Source organism: Streptomyces sp. NPDC045846 (genome assembly GCF_056431605.1).
On record NZ_JBWKKJ010000008.1, the window covers coordinates 86,848 to 107,393 of the forward strand.

Below are 20,546 nucleotides of genomic sequence, written 5' to 3' on the forward strand. Positions count from 1 at the left end.
AATCCCCTGCTGGGAGCGGGGGATGGCGATCCTTATGGTGCGGTTAAGGACCCACTCAGAAGTGATTAAGAACGGGCACGTCCGCCCCGTACCGTGGCTCCATGAGCGATGAGATCCGGCTTGCGACCCCCGATGACGTGCCCCGCGTGAAGGAGGTCACCGATGCCGCCTACCGCCCCTACATCGAACGGATCGGGGTCGTGCCCGCCCCCATGGAGGCCGACCACGCCGCCGACGTCGCCGCGGGGCGGGTGTTCGTGACCGGAGATCCGGTAGTGGGCGTCCTGGTCCTCGTCGCGGAGCCGGACCACCTCTTCCTCGATTCGATCTCCGTCCACCCGGACGTCAGGGGCACGGGCCTTGGACGCCGGTTGCTGCACTTCGTGGACGAGCACGCGCGGGCGCTCGGCCTGCCCGAGGTCCGGCTCTACACCAACGCGATGATGTGGGAGAACCAGAAGATCTATCCGCGCTACGGGTACGACCTGGTCGAGCGGCGGGTGGAAGGGCCCTACGACCGCCTCCACTACCGCAAGACGCTCGGTCCTCGTACGGAGGGCGAGGCCGGTCGGGGCTGAGGGCGATGCGGCGCGATGGGGGCATACCCGCCGTGTTGAGGGGGTGAGGCGGGCTTGCCCGCCTCACCCCGTCGAACGCCGAGCCGTGCTGTGAACGGCTTTCCCCCGGCGTGTGGTTGTGGATCCGCGCGCCCGACGACCGTCAGTCGATCAACGACGTGAACTTGCCGAGCTTCGCCAGGAGTTCGAGCTCGTCCAGCGCGGCCACGGCGCGGGCCGCCGCATCGGGGTCGCTCTCGGACAGGCCGCTCTCGGCGAACTCGTCCTCGTCCAGGCGCAGTACGCTCGCCCCGTCGGCCGAGACCCAGAGGTCGAGGTCGAGATCCTCGGAGATCAGCTCGGCGTTCCGCAGCACAGCGGGCCGGGCGATGTCGCAGTACCAGCCCTTGAGCACCGAGTCGGCGTCGCGCACCTCCTTCACGGCGTACCAGCGGTCGCGCCAGTAGTGCTCGGTGAACACGTCGCCCGGTTCGAACCGGACGAAGCCGAAGTCGCGGGTCCCCTCGGCCGCCCAGGGGGCGCGTACGGTCAGCCGGGTTCCGTCGTCGGACACCACCGACGCCGGGTAACGCAGCTTCGTACGTCCGGCCTTGACCAGGACGACATCGACAAGGGTGCCGGCCTCAGCCGAGCTGGGGGACATGACGTACCTCCGGGGCACATATCGGGTATCGGACCAGGGGCGATCGCCGGAAGCGGGGCGTTCTCCGGGCGGGCCCGCTCGCAACGTATGCGGAGCCGTGCGACCGGCGCCTCCCCTTTTCGGAGCCCGCGTCTTCTGCGCCCGCGTCTTCGGTGCCCGGGCGGGGGCGCCGTCTTCCGCGTGGGCGGACCGGAGCCGGGGGCGTCGGCCTGAGGCCTCCTTTCAGGTGTCGCCGGACCCCACGGTGGCGCCCGCGTTCCCGCCGGGCGCGGACGCGGGGGAGAATCGGTCCGTGACCCTCAAGATCGTGATTGACCAGGGCGCCGCGACCGCGCCGTACGAGCAACTGCGCGCCCAGATCGCCGACCGCGCCCGGTCCGGGAGGCTGCCGGTCGGCTACAAACTGCCCACGGTGCGGGGCCTCGCCGAGGAGCTCGGGCTCGCCGCGAACACCGTGGCCAAGGCGTACCGGGCCCTTGAGGCGGACGGGGTCATCGAGACCCGGGGGCGCAACGGGACGTTCGTGGCGGCGGCGGGGGAGGCTTCGGAGCGGCTCGCCGCGGCCGCGGCCGCCGCGTACGCGGGTGAGGTTCTGCGGCTCGGTCTCGGGCGGGACGCGGCGCGTGCGGTGGTCGAGGACGCGCTGCGGGCGGCGTACGGGAAGTAGGCGCCTGCGGCGGGCTCGCCCCTCCCCGCCCCTTCCCGAAAGCCTCCGGCGGTAGTTCGGTCGGGTGCGGGCCGTCCGTGGCTGGTCGCGCAGTTCCCCGCGCCCCTGGGGGTGCTGGTTGCAAGGTGCCTTCGGGTGGCGGATGTTGGGGGTGCGGGGAATGCCCGGTGGGGGTGAGTTCGGTCGGGTGCGGGGCGTGCGTGGCTGGTCGCGCAGTTCCCCGCGCCCCTGGGGGCTGCCCCGTCCCCCGGCGGTTGTCAGAGGTACAGGCCCGCGTCCGGGGTTGGGCGTTGGTCCGGGAGGGAGGTCGGGGTCGTGCCGCGGCGCAGGGCGTACAGCTCGGCCAGGGTGGTGCCGTCTCGGGTGATGCCCTCCTCCGTGCCCAGCCAGCCGACGGCCTCCGCCCGGGTCAGCGGGCCGACCTCGATGCGGGCGAGGCAGCGGCCGGGGCGCACCACCGCGGGGTGCAGCCGCTCCAGGTCCTCGTTGGTGGTGACGCCCACCAGGACGTTGCGGCCCTGGCCCAGCAGGCCGTCGGTCAGGTTCAGCAGCCGGGAGAGGGCCTGGCCCGCCGTGTGCTTGGCCTCGCCGCGGATCAGCTCGTCGCAGTCCTCCAGGAGGAGCAGCCGCCAGCGGCCCTTCGCGCTGCCGTCGTCCTCGCCGATCGCGATGTCCATGAGATAGCCGACGTCGTTGAACAGGCGCTCCGGGTCGAGCACGCAGTCCACCTGGCACCAGTCGCGCCAGGACCGTGCCAGGGTGCGCAGCGCCGAGGTCTTGCCGGTGCCCGGCGGACCGTGGAGCAGCAGCAGGCGGCCCGCGATGTCGTCCGGGGTCACCTTCATCAGGCGGTCCATCGCATCGGCCACCGGCGCGGTGTAGTTGGGCCGCACCTCGTCCCAGGTGCCGGCCGCGATCTGCCGCGTCGTGCGGTGCGGGCCGCGCCGCGGGGACACGTACCAGAAGCCCATCGTGACGTTCTCGGGCTGCGGCTCCGGTTCGTCCTCGGCGCCCTCGGTGGCCTGTTTCAGCACCTGCTCGGCCAGCTCCTCGGTGGTCGCGGTCACCGTCACGTCCGCGCCCCGGTTCCAGCGCGAGACGAGCAGCGTCCAGCCCGCGCCCTCGGCGAGCGTCGCGCTGCGGTCGTCGTCGCGGGCGGCGCGCAGCACCTGCGCCGAGGGCGGCAGCAGACTGGCGCCCTTCTTGACCCGGTCGATGGAGGAGCTGTGCGAGAACGGCTGCTCGCCCGTGGCGAAGCGGCCGAGGAAGAGCGCGTCGACGACATCGGACGGAGAATCGCTGTCGTCCATGGTGAGCCGGATCGGCAGCGCGGCCTCGGGGGTAGACATGCCGCCCATGATCCGCCAACACGCCCGTGGGCGCACGTGTTTTGTCCCGTTGATGGTCGGGGGTGGTTCTGTCCCCGTTCCGGCAAAACTGGCCGGAATGACGAGCACCGCCGATACGCTCCCTCGTGATGGAACGTCATCGTGGCACCACCGTTCGCCGTCGCGGGTCCGTGGCGTCGCCCCGGCGCGGGAGCCGGCCGCCGCTGGCCGCCGCCCTCCTCGCCGTGCTCTGCCTCGTCCTGGCGGCCGTCGGGTGTACGCACCGGGGCGGGGGCGAGGGAGGTCCCGGCCGGACGGGCGCGAGCAACACCGACCCCGCGCTCGGCTGGGGCTTCACGCACACGCAGTACAGCGCCGACACCGGCGACGACGACGCCGTGGCGCGCGCCCGGGACCTGCTCTCGGCGCAGGGCCTGCCCCAGAACCAGGCGATCATGGGCTGGGGCGCGGGCAACCCCGAGCCGTCGCCCGGCACGTACGACTTCTCGGACCTCGACCGGCGCGTGCGCTACATCCGCTCCACCGGCGCCACGCCCGTCATCACCCTGTGCTGCGCGCCCGACTGGATGAAGGGCGGCCGGTCCGGGGCGAGCAAGACGGACTGGAGCGTGCAGGCGCTGGAGTCGGCGCCGCTGCCCACCCACTACAAGGACTTCGCCGCGCTCGCCGCGAAGGTGGCCCAGCGCTATCCGGACGTGCGGCACTTCATCGTGTGGAACGAGCTCAAGGGCTTCTACGACGACACCGCCCAGCGCTGGAACTACGAGGGCTACACCCAGCTCTACAACCAGGTCTACGACGCGCTGAAGAAGGCCGACCGGCGGAACCTGGTGGGCGGCCCCTATCTGGTCATGGACAGCTTCGGGCCGCAGGACCAGTCGTACGCGTCCACGTTGAAGGGCCCCTGGGGCTCGGTCGACCAGCGGGTGCTCGACGCCTTCACGTACTGGAACAAGCACAAGAACGGCGCCGACTTCGCGGTGGTCGACGGCGCCGGATTCACCCGCACCAACCAGATGCTCCCCGACGCCTTCGGCGCCAGCGACAAGCTGACGGCCGTGAGCGACTGGGTGCGCCAGCAGAGCGGACTGCCGGTGTGGTGGGCCGAGTACTACGTCGAGCCCGACAAGTCCGGCTGGAGCGAACAGCGGCGCGTCGCCACCCAGGCCGTCGGCATGATGGCCCTGGCGCGCGGCGGTGTGAGCACCGCGTTCTACTGGAGCCCCGAGGCGCAGGGCGGCCCGTGCCCCGGCTGCCTGTGGACACCGACCCAACAGGGCGACGGGGGCAAGGAGTTGCCCATGTACGCGCTGATCGCCAGGTTCGCCAAGGCATTCCCGCCGGGCACCCGCTTCGCCACCGTCAGCGTCGCCGCCGACGACGTGCCGAACGTGCGGGTGCTGGCGAGCGGCAAGGACGTGCTCGTCGTGAACACCCTGGGCCGGTCCATCGACGCGAAGGTCGACGGCAGGTCGTTCCCGATGGCCGCCTACGAGGTGCGCTGGCTGACCCGCTGAGGCTCCGCCGAGCGCAGCACCCGCAGCAGCCTCACCGCCGCGACCACCGCGATCACCGACAGGCTCGCGACCTCCGCGATGCCGACGCCGGTCAGGCCCAGCGGCCCCAGCAGCGCGAGGGTGGATCCCAGCACCAGGACGCACAACGCGCCCTGGAGCAGGGCGAGTCCGCCGGTGCGGCTCTGCGCGCGGAGCACCGCGAAGTACAGCTCGATCACCACGCGCAGCAGCGCCCCGACCACCAGCCAGCGCAGCAGCGGCGTGGCATGCCGGGCGTATCCCTCCCCGAACACGTGCAGGATGTGCGGCGCGAAGGCGAAGAGGAACGCGCAGATCGGCAGCACGATCCTGATCATGCGGAGCAGCGCGGCCCGTGCGTTGCGGCCGAGCCGCTTGGGATCGTGCGCGCCCTCGACGGTCAGCGAGGCGCCCATGTTGATGGCGAGCAGCTCGACGGTGCCGCCCATGGTCGCGGCGATGTAGAAGTACGCGTTGTCCGCCGAGCTGATCTGCGAGGCCACGATCACCGGCACCAGGTAGACCACCGCCAGCGCGAACAGCGAACCCGTGGAGTCGCCGGCCAGGAAGCGGACCAGCTCCCGGCAGCTCGGCGGACGGACGGTCCGCGCGGTGAGCTCCACATGGCGGGGGACCAGGCGCCGGAACACCAGCCAGCCCAGCGGCAGGACGGACACCGCGATCGCGGCCACCCACGACACGAAGACGCCGCTGGTCGGCAGCGAGGCCGCGATCACCACCAGGAGCAGCAGCTTGACCGCGGAGAACGCCGTGTTGCCGACCGGCACCCAGAACGCGCTGCGCAGCCCGGTGAGCACCCCGTCCTGGAGCGTGAGGACGGACCAGGCGATGACGGCCGCGATGAAGCCGAGCCCCTTGAACGGGCCGTGCAGGAACCGGTACGAGGGGCCCCAGAAGTCGAGCGTCTCCATGAAGACGAGCGCGGCCACGCCCACCACGCACGCGCTCAGCGCGTAGGTGCGCAGGACGAGACGGCCGGTGGCGGCGCCCGCCACCGGAATGAAGCGGGCCATCGCCCCGGTCAGGGTGAGCGCGGTGAGCCCGGCCAGGAACTTCATGGCGGCGATCGCCGCCGAACCCTGGCCGACCGCATCGTCGGTGTAGTACCGGGCGGCCACCAGCCAGAAGCCGAGGCCGAGCACCGCGCTGATGCCCGTGTTCAGCATGAGCGCGTAGGCGTTGCGGAGGAGGGGGCTGGTCCGGCGCTTGTCCTGGGTCGGTGTACTCCGGTCCTGGGCGGTGCTCACATCAGCCACGGCTACCGCTCGCCTTCCGGTCGGTCGTCAGTTGCCGCCGAGCTTCCGCCCGGCCTGCCGGGCCCTGCGGACCAGGGCGTATCCCTTCGTCAGGACGCGGTCGGCGGCGAAGGTGCGCGCGATGTCGCGGCCGCTGCCCGCCACGAGCCGCTCGAAGGTGTCGAGATTCGTGCCGCGCCGGACCGTCACCCGCTCCAGGGCGTACGGGCCCTGGCGCCGCTCGGCCAGGGCGTTGCCCACCGCGAGTGCCTGGGAGAAGCCCGCCGACCGTACGGTGCGCCGCACCCGTCGGCTGGAGTAGCCGTAGGGGTAGGCGAACGAGACGGGGCGGCGGCCGAGCTCGTCGGCGAGGATCTCCTTGCAGCGCAGCGTCTCGAACCAGAGCCGCTCGTCGGGCAGTTGGTCCAGCTGGGGATGGGAGTGGCTGTGCCCGCCGATCTCGGCGCCGGCCGCGGCGAGTTCGCGCACCTGGTCCCAGTCCAGCATGGTGTCCAGGGCGCCGCCCTCGTCGTACGCGCCGCGCAGCCAGCCCGTGGAGACGAAGAGCGTCGAGGCGAAGCCGTGCTTGGCGAGGACGGGCAGAGCGTGGCGGTGCACGCCCTCGTAGCCGTCGTCGAAGGTGATCAGGACGGGACGGCGTGGAAGCGCTCCCGCCGTGCGCCAGGCGTGCGCCAGCTGGGCCGTCGTCACCGGGGTGCAGCCCAGCTCCGCGAGCAGCTCCATCTGGTCCGCGAACGCGTCCGGCGAGACCGAGAGCCGGTACGCCGCCTTCGCGGGGCAGTGCGCCACCGAGTGGTACATGAGGATGGGCACGGGCCCCGTCCGCGCAGTCGTCATGCCGCTTCACCCTCCTCGTTCGCCTCCGTGTGCCGCACCCGCTCGATGGGTGCCACGGTGAAACCGGCCCCGTTCCGCAGCGCCCGTACGGTGCCGAGCAGATAGCCGCCGGCCGCCACCGCGACGCCGGTCACGATGGCGCCCGCGCGGCCCGCGCCGCCGGGCCGCCCCAGCACCGCGTCCCGCAGGCCGCGCGCCACACCGGCCGGAAGGACCCGGGTCGTGTAGCGCCGCTCCGACTCAAGTCCCCTGCCGGAGCCCACGCTTCGGGCCACCAGCGCCTTGGAGAGGCCCTCCGCGTACGCCCTCGTCCGGAAGTAGCCGAAGCGTTCGCGGGCCGCGGGCACCCGGTGGTGGATCACCGAGCGGTCGTCGATGAGCAGGACGGCGCCGGGCAGCGCCTCGCTGAGCCGGATGCACAGCTCGGTCTCCTCGCACCCCAGCGGCCGCTTGTCGCCGTCGCGGCCGATGCCGGTGGCGAAGCCGCCCGCGGCGTCGAAAGCACGGACGCGGAAGGAGGCGTTGCCGCCGAGGACGTTGCGCACCTCGACCCGGCCCGGCGGCAGCCCGCGGTAGGTGCAGCCGACGATCCAGTCGAACTCCTCGGGGAACCAGGCGGGCCTGCGCCCCGACGCCCAGGCGGGCACCGTCCTCCCGCCGACCGCCATCACCCGCGGGTCGTCGTACCCCTCGGCGAAGTGCCGCAGCCAGTCGCGCTCGGCCACGGCGTCGTCGTCGAGGAAGGCCACGAACTCGCCCCGGGCGAGGGCGATGGCCGTGTTGCGCCCGGCCGAGAGGCCGCGGGGGCCCGCGTTGGCGAGCACCCGCACCTCCCCGGACGCCCTTGCCTGCTCGAACTCCTTGGTGAGCCGTTCCAGGAGCCGCTCGTTGTGGTCCACCACGAGCAGCGTCTCCAGGGCGGGCAGGGACTGCGTGCGCACCGAGGAGACCGCCGCCAGGATGTCCTCCCAGCGCTCCTCGGTGTACACGCAGATCACCACGGAGAACCGACGCTCCGTCAAGACACCTCTCCCCGCCGTGTGTTCAGGAAGACCGCCTGGGTGCGCCGGCGGGACCGGGGCACCGCCTTCTCCCTGAGGATCACCTTCAGGACCCGGATGCCGTCGCGCACCGCGCTGAGGTTGGAGACGCCGTGGATCCGGTTGTACTCGTAGCTGGGGACCTCCTGGACGCGCAGGCCCGCCTTGACGATCCGGATGTTGATCAGGGTCTCGATCTCGAACCCGGAGCAGTCGAGCACGATCTTGTCCAGGCAGTGCTTCCAGAAGGCGTTGTAGCCGTAGCAGAGGTCGGTGTAGCGGGCGCCGAACTTGCGGTTGACGATGGCGCACAGCACCGCGTTGCCGAGCTTGCGGATCGGGGTCATGTCGTCGGTGCCGCCGCCGTTGGCGAAGCGGGAGCCCTTGGCGAAGTCGGCGCCGCCGACCAGGGCCGACACGTAGCTGACGATCTCCTCGCCGTCCGCCGAGCCGTCCGCGTCGACCATGACGATGATGTCGCCGGTGCAGGCGGCGAAGCCGCTGATCAGGGCGTCACCTTTGCCCTTTCCCACCTGCTTGACGACCTTGACGTCGGGCCACAGTTCGCGGGCGACCCGCACGGTGTCGTCGGTGGAATTCCCGTCGACCAGGACGACTTCGTGGATCCAGTCCGGAAGCGTCTTGAACACATGCGGAAGGTTCTCGGCCTCATTCATCGCCGGGATCACGACGCTCACCGGCGGCGCAATGGCGAGATTCGCCGAAACCGGTCGATAGGCAGCGGATATTCGGCTGGCGGCACCCGCTGTCGTGGGGTCGGCGGGTGATTCCGCAATTAATTGATCTTGGCCCGGGACGGCCGGGCGCACGGAAGGAGTCATGATGAGTCTCTGTCCCTCTCGTCCGGTGGACCGCCCGCCCCCGGGCGGTCCGGATGTTTTTCCGGTTACGAAAGGGGGGTTCTCACCCGGTCATGACGGCATGGCGCACCGTACGCATTGGGTGAGCTGGCTTTGCTGGCCGCGCGGCCCGTGTTCCGGCCGACGCATGGCGAAGGCCGAGCACGGCACCCCCCTTACCGCGCCCCGTTCCGGTATCCATCGCGACGCTTGAGCCCTCCCCCAGTGCCGCTGTGCATGATGGACCGTTGCGGGTGGATGTAAGACGGTATTGATGATGGGGACTGTATGGCAAGACCTCAGTCGAGGCCTCACGTTTCTGTGTTTTCGACCGGACTTTCACGGTCACATTCGGAGCGATTCACCCCCGTTCCCACCAGGAAGAGGAGAAGGCTGATCACGCCCACGGCTGTGATGCCGTTCCGGGTCGACCAAAGGTGCAGACCTGCCATGCTTTCGGCGGTCAGCAGATCGATGAGTACCGCTCCTGATAACGACGCCACCATGCGGGTGAGCGGTTCCAGTCGGCGCAGGGCGAAAAGGGCCGCTTCCGCGGGCGCGGCCACCAGATAAAGGAGCGCGAGCGGAGCGCGCAGCGGGGAGTCGAGGCCGGCGAACGCCAGGACGGCGCCCGCGGCCGAGGCGGCGAGGGCCGCTCCCGCCAGAACGGACAGCAGATCGGTGGCCGACATGCCACCTGTCGATCTGTCACTGATGGTCTGCATTGGCGACGGTTCCCCCCGATGCGCCGGATGCGAGGCTTCAATGTGGCGCAGTCCGGACTGTGCCGTCAAGACGTCGATGTGCCTACGACGTACAGGAATTGACGCTCCGTCAGCGGAGTGTGGCGCTCCGGTGAAGGATTACCCGCGAGTTGCTGACGGATCACCAGATAGGCGCAGATGTCCGCGCGCTGTTCTTGGCATGGACACTTCCCGCGGCCTGTGGGGGCTGGTACCACTGCCGTGGCGGAAAACCCGCTCAAGGAGGTTCCATGAAACTGTCCCGAATCGCGGCATATGCATGGGCGCTCGTGCTGGCTGTCGCGCTTTCCCTCACCGGGGCCGGCGTGGCCGCAGCGGCAACCCAGGCGGCCGGATCCCACTACGTGGCCCTCGGCGACTCGTACTCTTCCGGCGTCGGCGCCGGCAGTTACGACAGTGCGAGCGGCAGCTGCAAACGCTCCACGAGGGCGTACCCGGCCCTGTGGGCGGCGGCGCACTCGCCCGCCTCGTTCGACTTCACCGCCTGCTCCGGCGCCCGCACGGGCGATGTGACGGCGAACCAGCTCGGCCCGCTCAGCTCCACCACCGACCTCGTCTCGATCACCATCGGAGGCAACGACGCCGGGTTCTCGGACGTCATGACCAGCTGCGTCCTGTACTCGCAGGCCACCTGCCTCAGCAAGGTGTCGGCGGCCCGCGGTTACGTCGACTCGACGCTGCCCGGACTGCTCGACTCGGTGTACTCGGCGATCAGATCCAAGGCCCCCAACGCCCACGTCGTCGTCATCGGCTACCCGCACTTCTACAAGCTCGACGGAACCTGCATCGCGGGCCTCAGCGACACCTCCCGCTCGGCGATCAACGGCGCCGCCGACGAGCTCAACTCGGTGACCGCCAAGCGCGCCGTGGACCACGGCTTCAGCTTCGCGGACGTCGTCCCGGCCTTCACCGGACACGAGATCTGCTCCGGCAGCCCGTGGCTGAACAGCGTCGTCTGGACCAACATCGGCGAGTCCTACCACCCCACCGCCGCCGGACAGTCGGGCGGCTACCTGCCCACCTTCACGAACGCGGCCTGATTCCGCTCAGCCGGCGGGCGTGGACGTGCCCGGCGGCGAGTGGGAGGAGGAGGCCCCGCCCGTCGGGGTCTCCTCCGCGCACGTCACCGTGTAGCCGACCGGACCGGACGAGGCCTTCACCGGCCCGCGCGCCTCGACGTGGAGCTCGTTGGACCCGCTCCGCGCGGGCGACTCGGTGTGCACGACCTGGCGGGTGCGCGGGCCGCCCGCGGGGAACGACAGCGTCTTCCAGCCGGGATCCGACGACTCGCCGTCCCGGGTGACCCAGCGGTACTCCACGTCCGCCGGCGCGTGCCCCACGGTGAAGACGGCCACCATCGAGGGGGCCGAGGCGCTCGGCGCCGGGCACGGGCCCTGATAACTCCCGCGCACCACCTGGAGGTTGACCTCCACCGACTGTGCGGCCGGCGAGGAGGCGGAGGAGGAGGCCGAGGAGCCGCCGCCACTCGCGGACGAGGAGACGGACGGCGTACCGCTCGCGCGGCCGGCGGAGCCGGAGGTCCCGGGAGTGGGGGAGGAGTGCGGGACGGAGGGGGCGGGCGCGCCGCTCGCCGAACTCCCGCCGCCGCTCCGGTCGCTGTCCTTCACCAGCGCGTACACGAGCCAGCCGAGTGCGAGCAGCAGCACCAGGACCGCCGCGAGCAGGACCGCCCCGGTGTGCCGGGAGCGGCCGCGGTCCTGGGGGGCCGCCGTGTCGGTCCCGGCCGCGACCGCGGCGGCGAGCGGCAGCACCGGAGTCGGCGGTCCGGGCGGCACGGCCACCGTCGTTGCCTCGAACCCTCCCGGCGGGATCCGCACGGTGCCGCCCGCCGCGACCACTCGCAGCTGGTGCTCCGCCTCCTCGGCCGCCCAGCGCTCCGCCGGGTCCTTGCGCAGCAGCCCCTCGATCACCGGAGCGAGCGGGCCCGCCCGGCGCGGCGGCGGGAGCGCGTCGTCGACCACGGCCCGCAGCGTGGACAGCGGGGTGTTCTGGCGGAACGGCGAGTTGCCCTCGACCGCCGCGTACAGCAGGACCCCCAGGGACCACAGGTCGCAGGCGGGCCCCGGAGTGCGGCCCAACGCCCGTTCGGGGGCCAGGAATTCGGGCGAGCCGACGACCTCGCCGGTGAGGGTGAGGGTCTGGGTGCCCGCCACCGTGGCGATGCCGAAGTCGGTCAGCACCACCCGGCCGTCGTTGGCGAGCAGCACGTTCGCCGGCTTCACGTCGCGGTGCAGCACCCCGGCCTCGTGCGCGGCCCGCAGAGCCGCGAGCACCTCGGCGCCGATGCGCGCGACGCGCTGCGGGGTCATCGGGCCCTCCGCGTCCAGCACGTCGGACAGCGCCAGGCCGCGCACCAGCTCCATGACGATCCACGGTCGGCCGTCCTCGGTGGCGACGTCGTACACGGTCACCACGTTGCGGTGCGAGATCCGGGCCGCCGCCCACGCCTCCCGCTCGAGCCGCGCGTACAGCCGCTCGGTCTCGGGGGAGTCCAGGGAGGCCGGGGCCCGGACCTCCTTGACGGCGACCTCCCGCCCGAGCACCTCGTCCCGCCCGCGCCACACGACGCCCATGCCGCCCCGGCCCAGAGGGGAGAGAAGCCGGTAGCGCCCCGCGATCAATCGCTGCTCACTGCCCGGCACTTCGCTCACTGGCGAGCCCCCCATCCGCGGCGGAGAAACCCTTCCAAGTTAGCTCAGGGGCGCCCCGCTGCCGCCCCCTTGAACGGCATGGAACAGTCTGTACGAACACGGGTCGCGACTCTGCGTGAGGGGCTGTCAGTAATCTGTCCAACTCGCCCTGGAATCAGATGGATTCGGAGCATGGCTGTCAACCTGCGGCCCCTCCAGGTGAATCCTGCCACCGGGATACACGAGTGTGACGCGGGGGCGATAGGGTTAACCTGCCCGGGGCCGGGTGCCCTCGTACGGGTGGGGAGTGACATGGAACAGATAACAATGCGCGGCAGGGCACGAGTGCCTGCCATCACCTGCGGGAGCAGCGCGACCAGCTCGCGGCTCGACCGCCATCTCTCGGTGCTGGGCGGCCCCGCCGTCCCGCAGCGCGAGGCGGCCGAGGCGACCTTGCTGATGCGCGAGCTGACCTCGCGTGATGTTGCGCACACCCGCAAGAGCAAGAGTGCTCGCGTCTCGCTCTTCGCGCCGCTGCGGCGGCTGCGCCGCTCGCTCTTCGGCAGCCGCGGCTGAACCGACCCCCGACACCACGCGCACCGCGTTCAGGCGATCACTCCGTCCCGGCGCAGCTCTGCCATCTGCTCGTCCGTCATTCCCAGGGCCGCGGCGTCGCTCAGGTGTGCTGGCCGAGCGCGGGCACCGCACCCGTCCGCGCCTCCTGACTGCCGCCCAGATCGATGGGCGGCAGCAGCGCCCGCAGCGGCCCCGCCGGTGACTCCACCTCCCGTCGGCGGCCCCGTGCCGCGGGCCGCCGATGCCCGGCGATGTCCTCGACCGTGTTGAGCCCGGCCGCGGCGCTGCGCGAAGCTCCGCACGAACACGTCCGCTTCCGCGACCAGACCCTGCGGCATATCAGGCCCGCGCGGGTCCTTCAGGTCGAGCGCGACCTCCTCCGTGCCCCGGTCGCACCCCACGAAGCGGGCGGCGAGTCCGAGGGCCGCGGTGTCGTCGATGCGCTCGGCCTTCACGGCGCGGGCGTCCGGATCGGCGAGGACGAGGCTCTCCCCGCGTACCTGTCACCTCACTGCCCCGCTCAGCGCCCGGTGTTCGCGTAGCGGCGGACCGCGAGCGGTACGAAGACGAGCAGCAGGAAGGCGCACCAGGCGAGTGAGCCCGCCACCGGGTGGGCGACCGGCCAGGCGGCGTCGGCGGCGGGCGAGGCGTTGCCGCAGAGCTCGCGGACGGCCGAGGAGACCGCGCTGATCGGGTTCCACTCGGCGACGGCCCGCAGCCAGCGCGGGAGCCGGTCGGTGGGGATGTACGCGTTGGAGAGCAGCGGCAGGATGAAGGTCGCCGACCCCAGCTGTCCGGCGGCCTCCTCGCTCCGCGTCAGCAGGCCGAGGAACAGCCCCGCCCATGTGGTCGCCAGGCGGAGCAGCATCAGGAGTCCGAAGGCGCCGAGCGCCCCCGCCAGCCCGCGCTCGACCCGCCAGCCCACCGCGAGCCCCACGAGCATCAGCGGGATCATGCCGACCGCGTGCGTCAGGAGGTCCGCCGCGCTCTGGCCGACCGGCACCGCGGCGCGGCTCATCGGCAGGGTGCGCAACCGGTCCATGACGCCGCGGTGGGAGTCCTGGGCGGCCTGGAACATGCCGGTCATCAGGCCGTTGGCCGCGGTGGCCACCAGGAGGCCGGGCACCAGATAGGCCCGGTACTGCTCGCCCGGCACCGCCAGCGCGCTGCCGAAGACGTAGCCGAAGAACAGCAGCATCGTGATCGGCATGGTCTGGGTGAGGATCAGCACGCCGGGCGCGTGCCGGATGCGCTGGAGCTGTCGGCCGAGCAGGGCGGTGCTGTCGTATGCGAGCGACGTCATGTCACGAGCTCCTTACGGGAGTTGGCGGCGCCGGTCAGGCGCAGGAACACCTCGTCGAGGGTGGGTGGACGCAGGCTCGCGTCCAGGATGGGGACCCCGGCGGCGTCCAGTTCGCGCACGACGCGGGGCAGGGTGAGCGTCGGATCGGGGCAGACGGCGCCCACCGTGTGCCGGGCGGCGTCGAGTTGGGGCTCCGAACCCGTCAACTGGTCGAGGACCGCGACGGCTTGGGGCAGGGCTGCCTCGTCGGCCACCACGACCTCGGCGTAGGAGCCGATGCGGGCCTTGAGCTCGGCCGGGGGGCCGGTGACGGCGGCCCGGCCCTGGTCGATGAGGACGATGTCGTCGGAGAGCCGGTCGGCCTCCTCCAGGTACTGCGTGGTGAGCAGCACGGTGGTGCCCTCGGCCGCGAGGTCCCGCACGGCGGCCCAGATCTGGTTGCGGCTCTGCGGGTCGAGGCCGGTGGTGGGCTCGTCGAGGAAGAGGACCCGTGGCCGGGTGAGCAGGCTCGCCGCGAGGTCGAGGCGGCGTCGCATGCCGCCGGAGTACGTGCCGGCGGCGCGGTCGGCCGCGTCCGACAGGGCGAACTGGTCGAGGAGTTCGTCCGCGCGCCGTCGCCCCGTCGCGCCGCGCATGCCGTGCAGCCGGGCGAACAGGCGGAGGTTCTGGCGTCCGGTGAGCTCGATGTCGACGGAGGCCGACTGGCCGGTCACGCCGATCCGCCGGCGCACCGCGTCCTGCTCGCGCACCACGTCGTGCCCGGCGACCCGGGCGGAGCCCGCGTCCGGCGCCAGCAACGTCGTCAGCAGCCGGACGGCCGTCGTCTTGCCCGCGCCGTTCGGCCCGAGCATCCCGCAGACGGTCCCTTCGGCGACCGCGAGATCGAGGCCGCGCAGCGCGCGGACCTCGCCGAAGCGCTTCTCCAGACCTTCACTAAGTACAGCGTACGTAGTCGTCATGCGGCTCACCATAGCGCACTACGTACGCCGTACGTAACTACGATGGGGGGCGAGGTGATGATCCATGGCAGGGCGACCTGCTGAACCAGAAGTGATCTGGGCGCGCCCCGAGCGCGCCGGACGGGGCCCGAGGCCCGCATTCAGCCGTGCCGACATCGCGGCCGCCGCCGTGCGGATCGCGGACGCCGACGGCATCGACGCGGTCTCCATGCGCCATGTGGCGGCCGAACTCGGCTGCGGAACGATGTCGCTCTACAACTACGTGCCGCGCAAGGAGGACCTGTACGAGCTGATGGTGGACGCGGTCAGCGCCGAGTACGACCTGAGCCCGCCGACCGGGGACTGGCGGGCCGACATGCTCGGCCTCGCCCACCAGACCCGGGCCCTGATGCACCGCCATCCCTGGGTGCCCCGCCTCATGTCCCCGGTGTACGGCTTCAGCCCCAACGCGCTGCGCTACCTGGAGCACTGCATGACGTGCCTGGACCCGCTGGACGCGAAGTACGGCACCAAGATGGAGCTGATCGCCTCGGTGAACGGCGTGGTCACCACCTACGTCGCCAACGAGATCGCCACCGCCGAGCGGACCCGCTCGCTGCCCTGGTCGCCCGAGCAGGAGCACGGTGTGCGGATCGCCTACCTGCTCAGCCAGGTCTCCACCGGCCGCTACCCGCGTCTGGCCGCGGCCTTCGCGGAGGACTCCGGGCCCATCGACCTGGACGCGGTGTTCGAGCGGGCGCTGACCAGGACGCTCGACGGGTTCGGCGGGTAGCGGGGCGCGGGCGGCGGATTTCCGGCTCGGGCCCCCGTCCGTGCAGGATGACCCCATGACCGAGATCCGCACCCCCCGCCTCCTGCTGCGCCGCTGGACCGACGACGACCTGGTCCCGATGTCCGAGATCCACGCCGACCCGGAGGTCATGCGCTGGATCGGCGACGGCTCCGTGCGCGATCTGGAGCGGACCGCCGAGGACATCGAGCGCTGGGAGGACGAGTGGGACGCCGAGGGCTTCGGGCTCTTCGCCGTCGAGCTCCTCGGCTCCGGCGAGCTGATCGGCTTCACCGGCCTGTCCGTGCCGTACTACCTCCCCGAGGCGGCGCACGAGGTGGAGATCGGCTGGCGGCTCGGCCGGCCGTTCTGGGGCCAGGGGTACGCGTCCGAAGCGGCCCACGCCTCGCTGGAGTTCGCCCTCCAGGACCGCGGGCTCGAACGCGTCATCAGCGTCTCGCGGGTGGGCAACGAGGCCTCCGAGAACGTGATGCGCAAGCTCGGGATGAAGCTGGAGCGCGAGACGGTCCACCCCGAGTTCGGGCACGCGCTCAACATCCACGCCATCGACCTGACCGAGTACCAGGCCTGAGCCCGGCCGCACCTCAGATGAGGGCGAACTGGCCGCCGGGGCCCTCCTCGGGGTGGTCCAGCACGGACGCGGGCCGCCGCGCCCCGTCCGGCACCGGCAGGACGCCCGCGGCGCGGAGCCGGTCCCGCGTCACCTGTTTCGTGACGGCCGCCCTCAACTCGGCCTGGGACGGGCGCAGTTCGCCGAGCAGGGCGAGTACCGTGATGAGCTCAAGGAGATCCGAGGTCCACTCCTGGGGCCAGCCGGCCGGGCCGATCGCGGCCGGGGTGCCCGGCTCCACCGGCCCGGTGCGCCGCTGGAACCAGAGCTCGATGATCCGCACCCCGCCGACCTGGAACTCCCAGGCCTGCGGCGGCACCGGTGAGATCCGGCCGCCGTCGCCCACGTGCAGGGTCTCCTCCCCGGCGTCGTACCGCAGCTCCAGCGGACGGGCCGGCACGGCCGCCCGGACATAGGGCCGCCGCCCGCCGGGCAGCCGGGGCTTCTCGCCCCCGTGCGCGCCGCGCACCATCAGGGTGCTGATGCGCCGCCCCAACTCCACGCCCACGGACCATAGTTGGGGATCCATGGGCAGTGGCACCTCGCATCCCCCGGCGCCCGGGGACGCGGCCGCCACGGCCCAGGCGAGCACGTCCCGGGGCGTGACGTCGGTGGCGTACAGCCCGCCGAGGAAGGCGAGCAGGCCCGGCGCCAGGTTCGGTTCGAGGCCGCCGGGGCGCCGGTGGAGCGGGCGGATGCGGCCCGGGCGTCCGGCGGGGGAGTGCCCGTCGGGCAGCACGGCCGAGAGGGTCAGCGCGGGACCCGCCTCCCCGGGGCCGTCGGTCTTCTTCCGGGCGGAGGAGGCGGCCGCCGGAACGTACCCCTGCTCCACCGCGAAGAGCTGGTGCGCGTCCGCCACCCGCCACAGCTCGGGCCGGGCGGCGTCGATCAGGCGCTGGTCCGGTATCAGCCACTGCTCGTCGAAGGGGCCGCACCGCAGGCGGACCGGGGCCGGGCACGCGCCGCGCTCCCGCTCGAACGGGCCCGTGCCGCCGTCGTGGCCGGGCAGCGCGGCCACCGCCGAGCGGGGCGTACGCGACCGGCTCGGCTCGAACAATCGCTCCCGCTCGGCTCCTTCGGACCGTACGAGCAGGTCCCAGCGCGAGCGCAGGGTCCGCTCGTCCGGCGCCACCACCCAGTCCCGCCCCAGCCGCAGCGGCGCCACCGACCAGGGCATCAGGTCGTCGAGGAGAGGCACGTCATCGCTCACAGCCAGCATGCTAGGGGGAAGGCTCAGCGCGCTTCGACCGTCACCGAGAACGAGAAGCGGTCACCGCGGTAGTGGATCCGGGCCACGTCGACGACCTGGCCCTTCCCGTCGTAGGTGACTCCCGTGTAGTGCAGGATCGGCGAGAGCAGCGGCACTTGCAGCAGCTCGGCCGTGACGGGGTCGGCGAGCCGGGCCTCCACCGTGTCCGTGATGCGCGCGATGTCCACCCCGACCGCGTCCCGCAGCACCTTCGTCATGGGCCAGCGCCCCAGATCGGCGAGGTCGATCGCGGCGGCCACCTCCGGACGCACCGCGTTGTGGGCCCAGTTGGTGGGCTCGCCGCTCTCCTCCTCGCACCGCAGCCGCCGGTAGGTGACGATCTCGGCGCAGTGGGGGAAGTACTCCGCGAGGTCACCGGGCACCGGCTCCGGGCCGTGGCCCAGGATCGTGGTGCGCTCGCCCGACTGCTGGGCCACGATCGCGTCGATCGAGCCCAGCAGCCGGACCGGGGAGGCCCGCCGGGCGGCCGGCTCGATGAACGTGCCGCGCCGCCGGTGCCTGCTGATCAGGCCCTCCTCCTCCAGCTCCTTGAGCGCCTGACGCATCGTCAGCACGCTCACCCCGTAGTGCGCGGCGAGCTGCTCCTCGGTGGGCAGGCGCAGCGAGGCGTCGGGGGAGCGGCCCAGTATCGAGGCGCGCAGCGACTGGGACACCTGGTACCAGAGCGGCAGCTTCCGGTTCAGGACCAGGGAGTCGGGTGCGAAGGAGGAGGTCACAGGGATTCCGTATCAGGTGGTGCTCAGGAGCGGAAGTGGCGCTGGAGACCCTGCCACACGTCGTCGTAGCCCCGCTGGAGGTGGTCGGCCGTCGCCGCCTGACCGGTGGCGGTGACCGGCCAGCGGGTCTCGAACATGAAGGCAAGGCCGTCGTCGATCTTCTGCGGCTTCAGCTCGGCGGCGCTCGCCCGGTCGAAGGTCTCCCGGTCCGGGCCGTGCGCCGACATCATGTTGTGCAGCGAACCTCCGCCGGGCACGAAGCCCCCTTCTCCGGCCGTCTTCGCGTCGTAGGCGCCCTCGATCAGGCCCATGTACTCGCTCATGACGTTGCGGTGGAAGTACGGCGGGCGGAAGGTGTCCTCGCCGACCAGCCAGCGCGGCGCGAACACCACGAAGTCGACGCCCGCCAGGCCCGGGGTGTCGGACGGCGAGGTGAGCACGGTGAAGATCGACGGGTCGGGGTGGTCGTAGCTGATGGTGCCCATCACGTTGAAGGTGCGCAGGTCGTAGACGTACGGCGTGTGGGTGCCGTGCCAGGCCACGACGTCCAGGGGCGAGTGGTCGTACGTCGCGGTCCAGAGGTTGCCGCAGAACTTGTTGACGACCTCGACCGGGCCCTCGACATCCTCGTACGCGGCGAGCGGGGCCCGGAAGTCCCGGGCGTTGGCGAGGCCGTTGGCGCCGATCGGGCCGAGCTCGGGCAGCTCGAAGGGGCGGCCGTAGTTCTCGCACACGTAGCCGCGCGCGCTCTCGTCGAGCAGCTCCACCCGGAAGCGGACACCGCGCGGGATCAGGGCGACCTCGCCCGGGCGGGCCGCGAGCAGGCCGAGCTCGGTGCGCAGGAGCAGCCCGCCGCGCTCGGGGACGATCAGGAGCTCACCGTCCGCGTCGCTGAACACCCGCGATTCCATCGAGGAGTTGGCGTGGTAGAGGTGCACCGCCATGCCGGTGCGCTGGGTGGCGTCGCCATTGCCGCCGAGCGTCCACAGCCCGGCCAGCCAGTCGGTGCCGGCCGGGGGCTCGGGCAGCGGGTTCCAGCGCAGCCGGTTCGGGTCGGGCACGGTCTCGGTGAAGGGGGCCGAGCGGAGGTTCCCGTTGTCGGCGCGGGTGAACGGCGGGTGGGCGGCCGATGGCCGGATCCGGTACAGCCAGGAGCGATGGTTGCTCGCGCGCGGCTCGGTGAAGGCGGACCCGCTCAGCTGCTCCGCGTACAGGCCGAGCGGGGCGCGCTGGGGCGCGTTGCGGCCGTGCGGAAGGGCGCCGGGGACGGCCTCCGAGCTGTGCTCGTTGCCGAAACCGCGGGAGTGGCCGAGGCCCTCCGCGATCTTCCTCGCCTGTGCGCCGGTGGTGGTCGTCATCGTCCGCTCTCCTGCTGCCGTGCCGGAATCCTATGCTCAACCGTAGGATTACGATGCGGTCGCGTCAACGGCAAAACCGGCCGGGCGGGGCATGATGGGCGCGTGCCTCCTGCTCCTGATCTCCACGCGAACCTCCGCCGGGCGCCCGTGCAGCAGCGCAGTGCCGAGCGCCTGTCGCGGATACTCGACGCCTGTGCCGAACTCCTCGACGAAACCGGCTACGAAGACCTCTCCACCCGGGCGGTCGCCCAGCGCGCGGGCGTGCCCATCGGGTCCGTCTACCGCTTCTTCGGCAACAAGCGGGCCATGGCCGAGGCGCTCGCCGCCCGCAACCTCGACCGCTACGCCGGGATGATCAACGCGCGGCTCGAAACGATCGAGGCGGCCGACTGGCGGGGCGCCGTCGACGCGGTCCTGGACGAGTACCTCGTCCTGAAGCAGACGGTGCCCGGCTTCAACCTGGTCGACTTCGGCGGTCCCCAGCCCGTCCCCGACCCGGACTCCGACGCCAACCACCTGCTCGCCGACCGCCTGGCCGAGCTCCTGCCGACCCAGTTCGGCCGCACCCTGGACGCGGACCTGCGGCGGGTCATCCTGGTCGCGGTGGAGGCGGCCGACGCCACGCTCCGGCTCGCCTTCCGCACCGATCCGCAGGGCGACCCGCACATCGTCGCGGAGACACGGCAGCTCCTGCACGCCTACCTCGCCCGCACCCTGGACTGACCGGCTCCGGGGCCTCCCCGCCATGCCTACCGGTCGGTAT

The 20,546-nt window shown here is 72.0% G+C and carries 20 protein-coding genes and 3 pseudogenes; 8 read left to right on the top strand and 15 right to left on the bottom strand.

The genetic code is table 11. The features are described from left to right. The first annotated feature begins 101 nt into the window (after positions 1-101). Positions 102-578, top strand: a complete 477-nt coding sequence (locus AC07F3_RS23005; RefSeq protein WP_479116347.1) for a GNAT family N-acetyltransferase — start codon at positions 102-104, stop codon at positions 576-578. 142 nt (positions 579-720) lie between these two features. On the opposite strand, the gene AC07F3_RS23010 is transcribed toward AC07F3_RS23005, so the two are convergent. Then, positions 721-1,221 (bottom strand): ribonuclease FAU-1 family protein, encoded by a 501-nt coding sequence (locus AC07F3_RS23010; RefSeq protein WP_479116348.1) that lies wholly within the window; start codon positions 1,219-1,221, stop codon positions 721-723. A gap of 292 nt (positions 1,222-1,513) precedes the next feature. Between AC07F3_RS23010 and AC07F3_RS23015 the strand changes: the two genes are divergently transcribed. Beyond that, positions 1,514-1,888, top strand: a complete 375-nt coding sequence (locus AC07F3_RS23015) for a GntR family transcriptional regulator (protein WP_388983144.1) — start codon at positions 1,514-1,516, stop codon at positions 1,886-1,888. Between the two features lie 257 nt (positions 1,889-2,145). Here the strand turns inward: AC07F3_RS23015 and AC07F3_RS23020 are convergent, their stop codons facing one another. Further along, complete coding sequence (locus tag AC07F3_RS23020; protein WP_479116349.1) at positions 2,146-3,246, bottom strand: DUF5925 domain-containing protein; 1,101 nt, start codon at positions 3,244-3,246, stop codon at positions 2,146-2,148. 119 nt (positions 3,247-3,365) lie between these two features. Here AC07F3_RS23020 and AC07F3_RS23025 point away from each other — a divergent pair, with 119 nt between their 5' ends. Continuing rightward, positions 3,366-4,754 (top strand): xylan 1,4-beta-xylosidase, encoded by a 1,389-nt coding sequence (locus AC07F3_RS23025; RefSeq protein ID WP_479116350.1) that lies wholly within the window; start codon positions 3,366-3,368, stop codon positions 4,752-4,754. Here AC07F3_RS23025 and AC07F3_RS23030 read toward each other — a convergent pair. The 5 genes and pseudogenes from AC07F3_RS23030 to AC07F3_RS23050 form a co-directional block, all read right to left on the bottom strand. After that, positions 4,748-5,959, bottom strand: a pseudogene (locus AC07F3_RS23030) (lipopolysaccharide biosynthesis protein); the annotation flags it as partial. The gene AC07F3_RS23025 and the pseudogene AC07F3_RS23030 sit on opposite strands and share 7 nt — an antisense overlap. Before the next feature lie 117 nt (positions 5,960-6,076). Next, the gene (locus tag AC07F3_RS23035; RefSeq protein WP_479116351.1) at positions 6,077-6,886 is read right to left on the bottom strand and encodes a polysaccharide deacetylase family protein; all 810 of its coding nucleotides are present in this window, start codon (positions 6,884-6,886) and stop codon (positions 6,077-6,079) included. Continuing rightward, positions 6,883-7,908, bottom strand: coding sequence for a glycosyltransferase family 2 protein (locus AC07F3_RS23040; protein ID WP_479116352.1), 1,026 nt, complete (start codon positions 7,906-7,908; stop codon positions 6,883-6,885). Before AC07F3_RS23040 ends, AC07F3_RS23035 begins: the two co-directional genes overlap by 4 nt. After that, the gene (locus AC07F3_RS23045) at positions 7,905-8,768 is read right to left on the bottom strand and encodes a glycosyltransferase family 2 protein (protein ID WP_479116353.1); all 864 of its coding nucleotides are present in this window, start codon (positions 8,766-8,768) and stop codon (positions 7,905-7,907) included. Before AC07F3_RS23045 ends, AC07F3_RS23040 begins: the two co-directional genes overlap by 4 nt. A 329-nt stretch (positions 8,769-9,097) precedes the next feature. Then, complete coding sequence (locus tag AC07F3_RS23050; protein ID WP_479116354.1) at positions 9,098-9,511, bottom strand: hypothetical protein; 414 nt, start codon at positions 9,509-9,511, stop codon at positions 9,098-9,100. Positions 9,512-9,780: 269 nt separating this feature from the next. Between AC07F3_RS23050 and AC07F3_RS23055 the strand changes: the two genes are divergently transcribed. Beyond that, a complete protein-coding gene (locus tag AC07F3_RS23055; RefSeq protein WP_479116355.1) occupies positions 9,781-10,590 on the top strand; it encodes an SGNH/GDSL hydrolase family protein in 810 nt (269 codons plus the stop codon). Positions 10,591-10,596: 6 nt separating this feature from the next. Here the strand turns inward: AC07F3_RS23055 and AC07F3_RS23060 are convergent, their stop codons facing one another. Further along, complete coding sequence (locus tag AC07F3_RS23060; protein WP_479116356.1) at positions 10,597-12,237, bottom strand: serine/threonine-protein kinase; 1,641 nt, start codon at positions 12,235-12,237, stop codon at positions 10,597-10,599. A gap of 276 nt (positions 12,238-12,513) precedes the next feature. On the opposite strand from AC07F3_RS23060, the gene AC07F3_RS23065 reads away from it, so the two are divergent. Further along, positions 12,514-12,777, top strand: coding sequence for a hypothetical protein (locus AC07F3_RS23065; protein ID WP_189390052.1), 264 nt, complete (start codon positions 12,514-12,516; stop codon positions 12,775-12,777). 29 nt (positions 12,778-12,806) lie between these two features. Here the strand turns inward: AC07F3_RS23065 and AC07F3_RS23070 are convergent. The 4 genes and pseudogenes from AC07F3_RS23070 to AC07F3_RS23085 all read right to left on the bottom strand — a co-directional run. Continuing rightward, a pseudogene (locus AC07F3_RS23070) lies at positions 12,807-13,060 on the bottom strand (CoA transferase); the annotation flags it as partial. A gap of 58 nt (positions 13,061-13,118) precedes the next feature. Further along, positions 13,119-13,232 (bottom strand): annotated as a pseudogene (locus AC07F3_RS23075) (hypothetical protein); the annotation flags it as partial. 65 nt (positions 13,233-13,297) lie between these two features. Next, the gene (locus AC07F3_RS23080; protein ID WP_479116357.1) at positions 13,298-14,080 is read right to left on the bottom strand and encodes an ABC transporter permease; all 783 of its coding nucleotides are present in this window, start codon (positions 14,078-14,080) and stop codon (positions 13,298-13,300) included. Further along, on the bottom strand, positions 14,077-15,039 hold the full coding sequence (locus AC07F3_RS23085; protein ID WP_479116358.1) for an ATP-binding cassette domain-containing protein: 963 nt from the start codon (positions 15,037-15,039) through the stop codon (positions 14,077-14,079). The genes AC07F3_RS23080 and AC07F3_RS23085 overlap by 4 nt, the downstream gene beginning before the upstream one ends. Before the next feature lie 64 nt (positions 15,040-15,103). On the opposite strand from AC07F3_RS23085, the gene AC07F3_RS23090 reads away from it, so the two are divergent. Both AC07F3_RS23090 and AC07F3_RS23095 read left to right on the top strand, forming a co-directional pair. Beyond that, positions 15,104-15,811 (top strand): TetR/AcrR family transcriptional regulator, encoded by a 708-nt coding sequence (locus AC07F3_RS23090; protein ID WP_479116359.1) that lies wholly within the window; start codon positions 15,104-15,106, stop codon positions 15,809-15,811. A gap of 55 nt (positions 15,812-15,866) precedes the next feature. Beyond that, a complete protein-coding gene (locus tag AC07F3_RS23095; RefSeq protein ID WP_479116360.1) occupies positions 15,867-16,400 on the top strand; it encodes a GNAT family N-acetyltransferase in 534 nt (177 codons plus the stop codon). A 13-nt stretch (positions 16,401-16,413) separates the two neighbouring features. Here AC07F3_RS23095 and AC07F3_RS23100 read toward each other — a convergent pair whose 3' ends face one another. The 3 genes from AC07F3_RS23100 to hmgA are packed head-to-tail and all read right to left on the bottom strand — an operon-like array spanning position 16,414 to position 19,783. After that, entirely contained in the window at positions 16,414-17,658 is a 1,245-nt protein-coding gene (locus tag AC07F3_RS23100; protein WP_479116361.1) for a type ISP restriction/modification enzyme, read from the bottom strand. Positions 17,659-17,672: 14 nt separating this feature from the next. Beyond that, positions 17,673-18,425, bottom strand: a complete 753-nt coding sequence (locus AC07F3_RS23105; RefSeq protein ID WP_479116362.1) for a GntR family transcriptional regulator — start codon at positions 18,423-18,425, stop codon at positions 17,673-17,675. A 23-nt stretch (positions 18,426-18,448) separates the two neighbouring features. Then, positions 18,449-19,783 (bottom strand): homogentisate 1,2-dioxygenase, encoded by a 1,335-nt coding sequence (gene hmgA / locus AC07F3_RS23110; protein ID WP_479116363.1) that lies wholly within the window; start codon positions 19,781-19,783, stop codon positions 18,449-18,451. 147 nt (positions 19,784-19,930) lie between these two features. Between hmgA and AC07F3_RS23115 the strand changes: the two genes are divergently transcribed. Beyond that, the gene (locus AC07F3_RS23115) at positions 19,931-20,506 is read left to right on the top strand and encodes a TetR/AcrR family transcriptional regulator (protein ID WP_479116364.1); all 576 of its coding nucleotides are present in this window, start codon (positions 19,931-19,933) and stop codon (positions 20,504-20,506) included. Positions 20,507-20,546: the final 40 nt, after the last annotated feature.

What these genes read in the sequence shown, in the direction of transcription:
- AC07F3_RS23005 (WP_479116347.1), top strand. Translation starts at nt 102, where the DNA reads ATGAGCGATGAGATCCGGCTTGCGACCCCCGATGACGTGCCCCGCGTG.
- AC07F3_RS23010 (WP_479116348.1), bottom strand. Translation starts at nt 1,221, where the DNA reads ATGTCCCCCAGCTCGGCTGAGGCCGGCACCCTTGTCGATGTCGTCCTG.
- AC07F3_RS23020 (WP_479116349.1), bottom strand. Translation starts at nt 3,246, where the DNA reads ATGGGCGGCATGTCTACCCCCGAGGCCGCGCTGCCGATCCGGCTCACC.
- AC07F3_RS23025 (WP_479116350.1), top strand. Translation starts at nt 3,366, where the DNA reads ATGGAACGTCATCGTGGCACCACCGTTCGCCGTCGCGGGTCCGTGGCG.
- AC07F3_RS23035 (WP_479116351.1), bottom strand. Translation starts at nt 6,886, where the DNA reads ATGACGACTGCGCGGACGGGGCCCGTGCCCATCCTCATGTACCACTCG.
- AC07F3_RS23045 (WP_479116353.1), bottom strand. Translation starts at nt 8,768, where the DNA reads ATGACTCCTTCCGTGCGCCCGGCCGTCCCGGGCCAAGATCAATTAATT.
- AC07F3_RS23050 (WP_479116354.1), bottom strand. Translation starts at nt 9,511, where the DNA reads ATGCAGACCATCAGTGACAGATCGACAGGTGGCATGTCGGCCACCGAT.
- AC07F3_RS23055 (WP_479116355.1), top strand. Translation starts at nt 9,781, where the DNA reads ATGAAACTGTCCCGAATCGCGGCATATGCATGGGCGCTCGTGCTGGCT.
- AC07F3_RS23060 (WP_479116356.1), bottom strand. Translation starts at nt 12,237, where the DNA reads ATGGGGGGCTCGCCAGTGAGCGAAGTGCCGGGCAGTGAGCAGCGATTG.
- AC07F3_RS23065 (WP_189390052.1), top strand. Translation starts at nt 12,514, where the DNA reads ATGGAACAGATAACAATGCGCGGCAGGGCACGAGTGCCTGCCATCACC.
- AC07F3_RS23080 (WP_479116357.1), bottom strand. Translation starts at nt 14,080, where the DNA reads ATGACGTCGCTCGCATACGACAGCACCGCCCTGCTCGGCCGACAGCTC.
- AC07F3_RS23085 (WP_479116358.1), bottom strand. Translation starts at nt 15,039, where the DNA reads ATGACGACTACGTACGCTGTACTTAGTGAAGGTCTGGAGAAGCGCTTC.
- AC07F3_RS23090 (WP_479116359.1), top strand. Translation starts at nt 15,104, where the DNA reads ATGGCAGGGCGACCTGCTGAACCAGAAGTGATCTGGGCGCGCCCCGAG.
- AC07F3_RS23095 (WP_479116360.1), top strand. Translation starts at nt 15,867, where the DNA reads ATGACCGAGATCCGCACCCCCCGCCTCCTGCTGCGCCGCTGGACCGAC.
- AC07F3_RS23100 (WP_479116361.1), bottom strand. Translation starts at nt 17,658, where the DNA reads ATGCTGGCTGTGAGCGATGACGTGCCTCTCCTCGACGACCTGATGCCC.
- hmgA (WP_479116363.1), bottom strand. Translation starts at nt 19,783, where the DNA reads ATGACGACCACCACCGGCGCACAGGCGAGGAAGATCGCGGAGGGCCTC.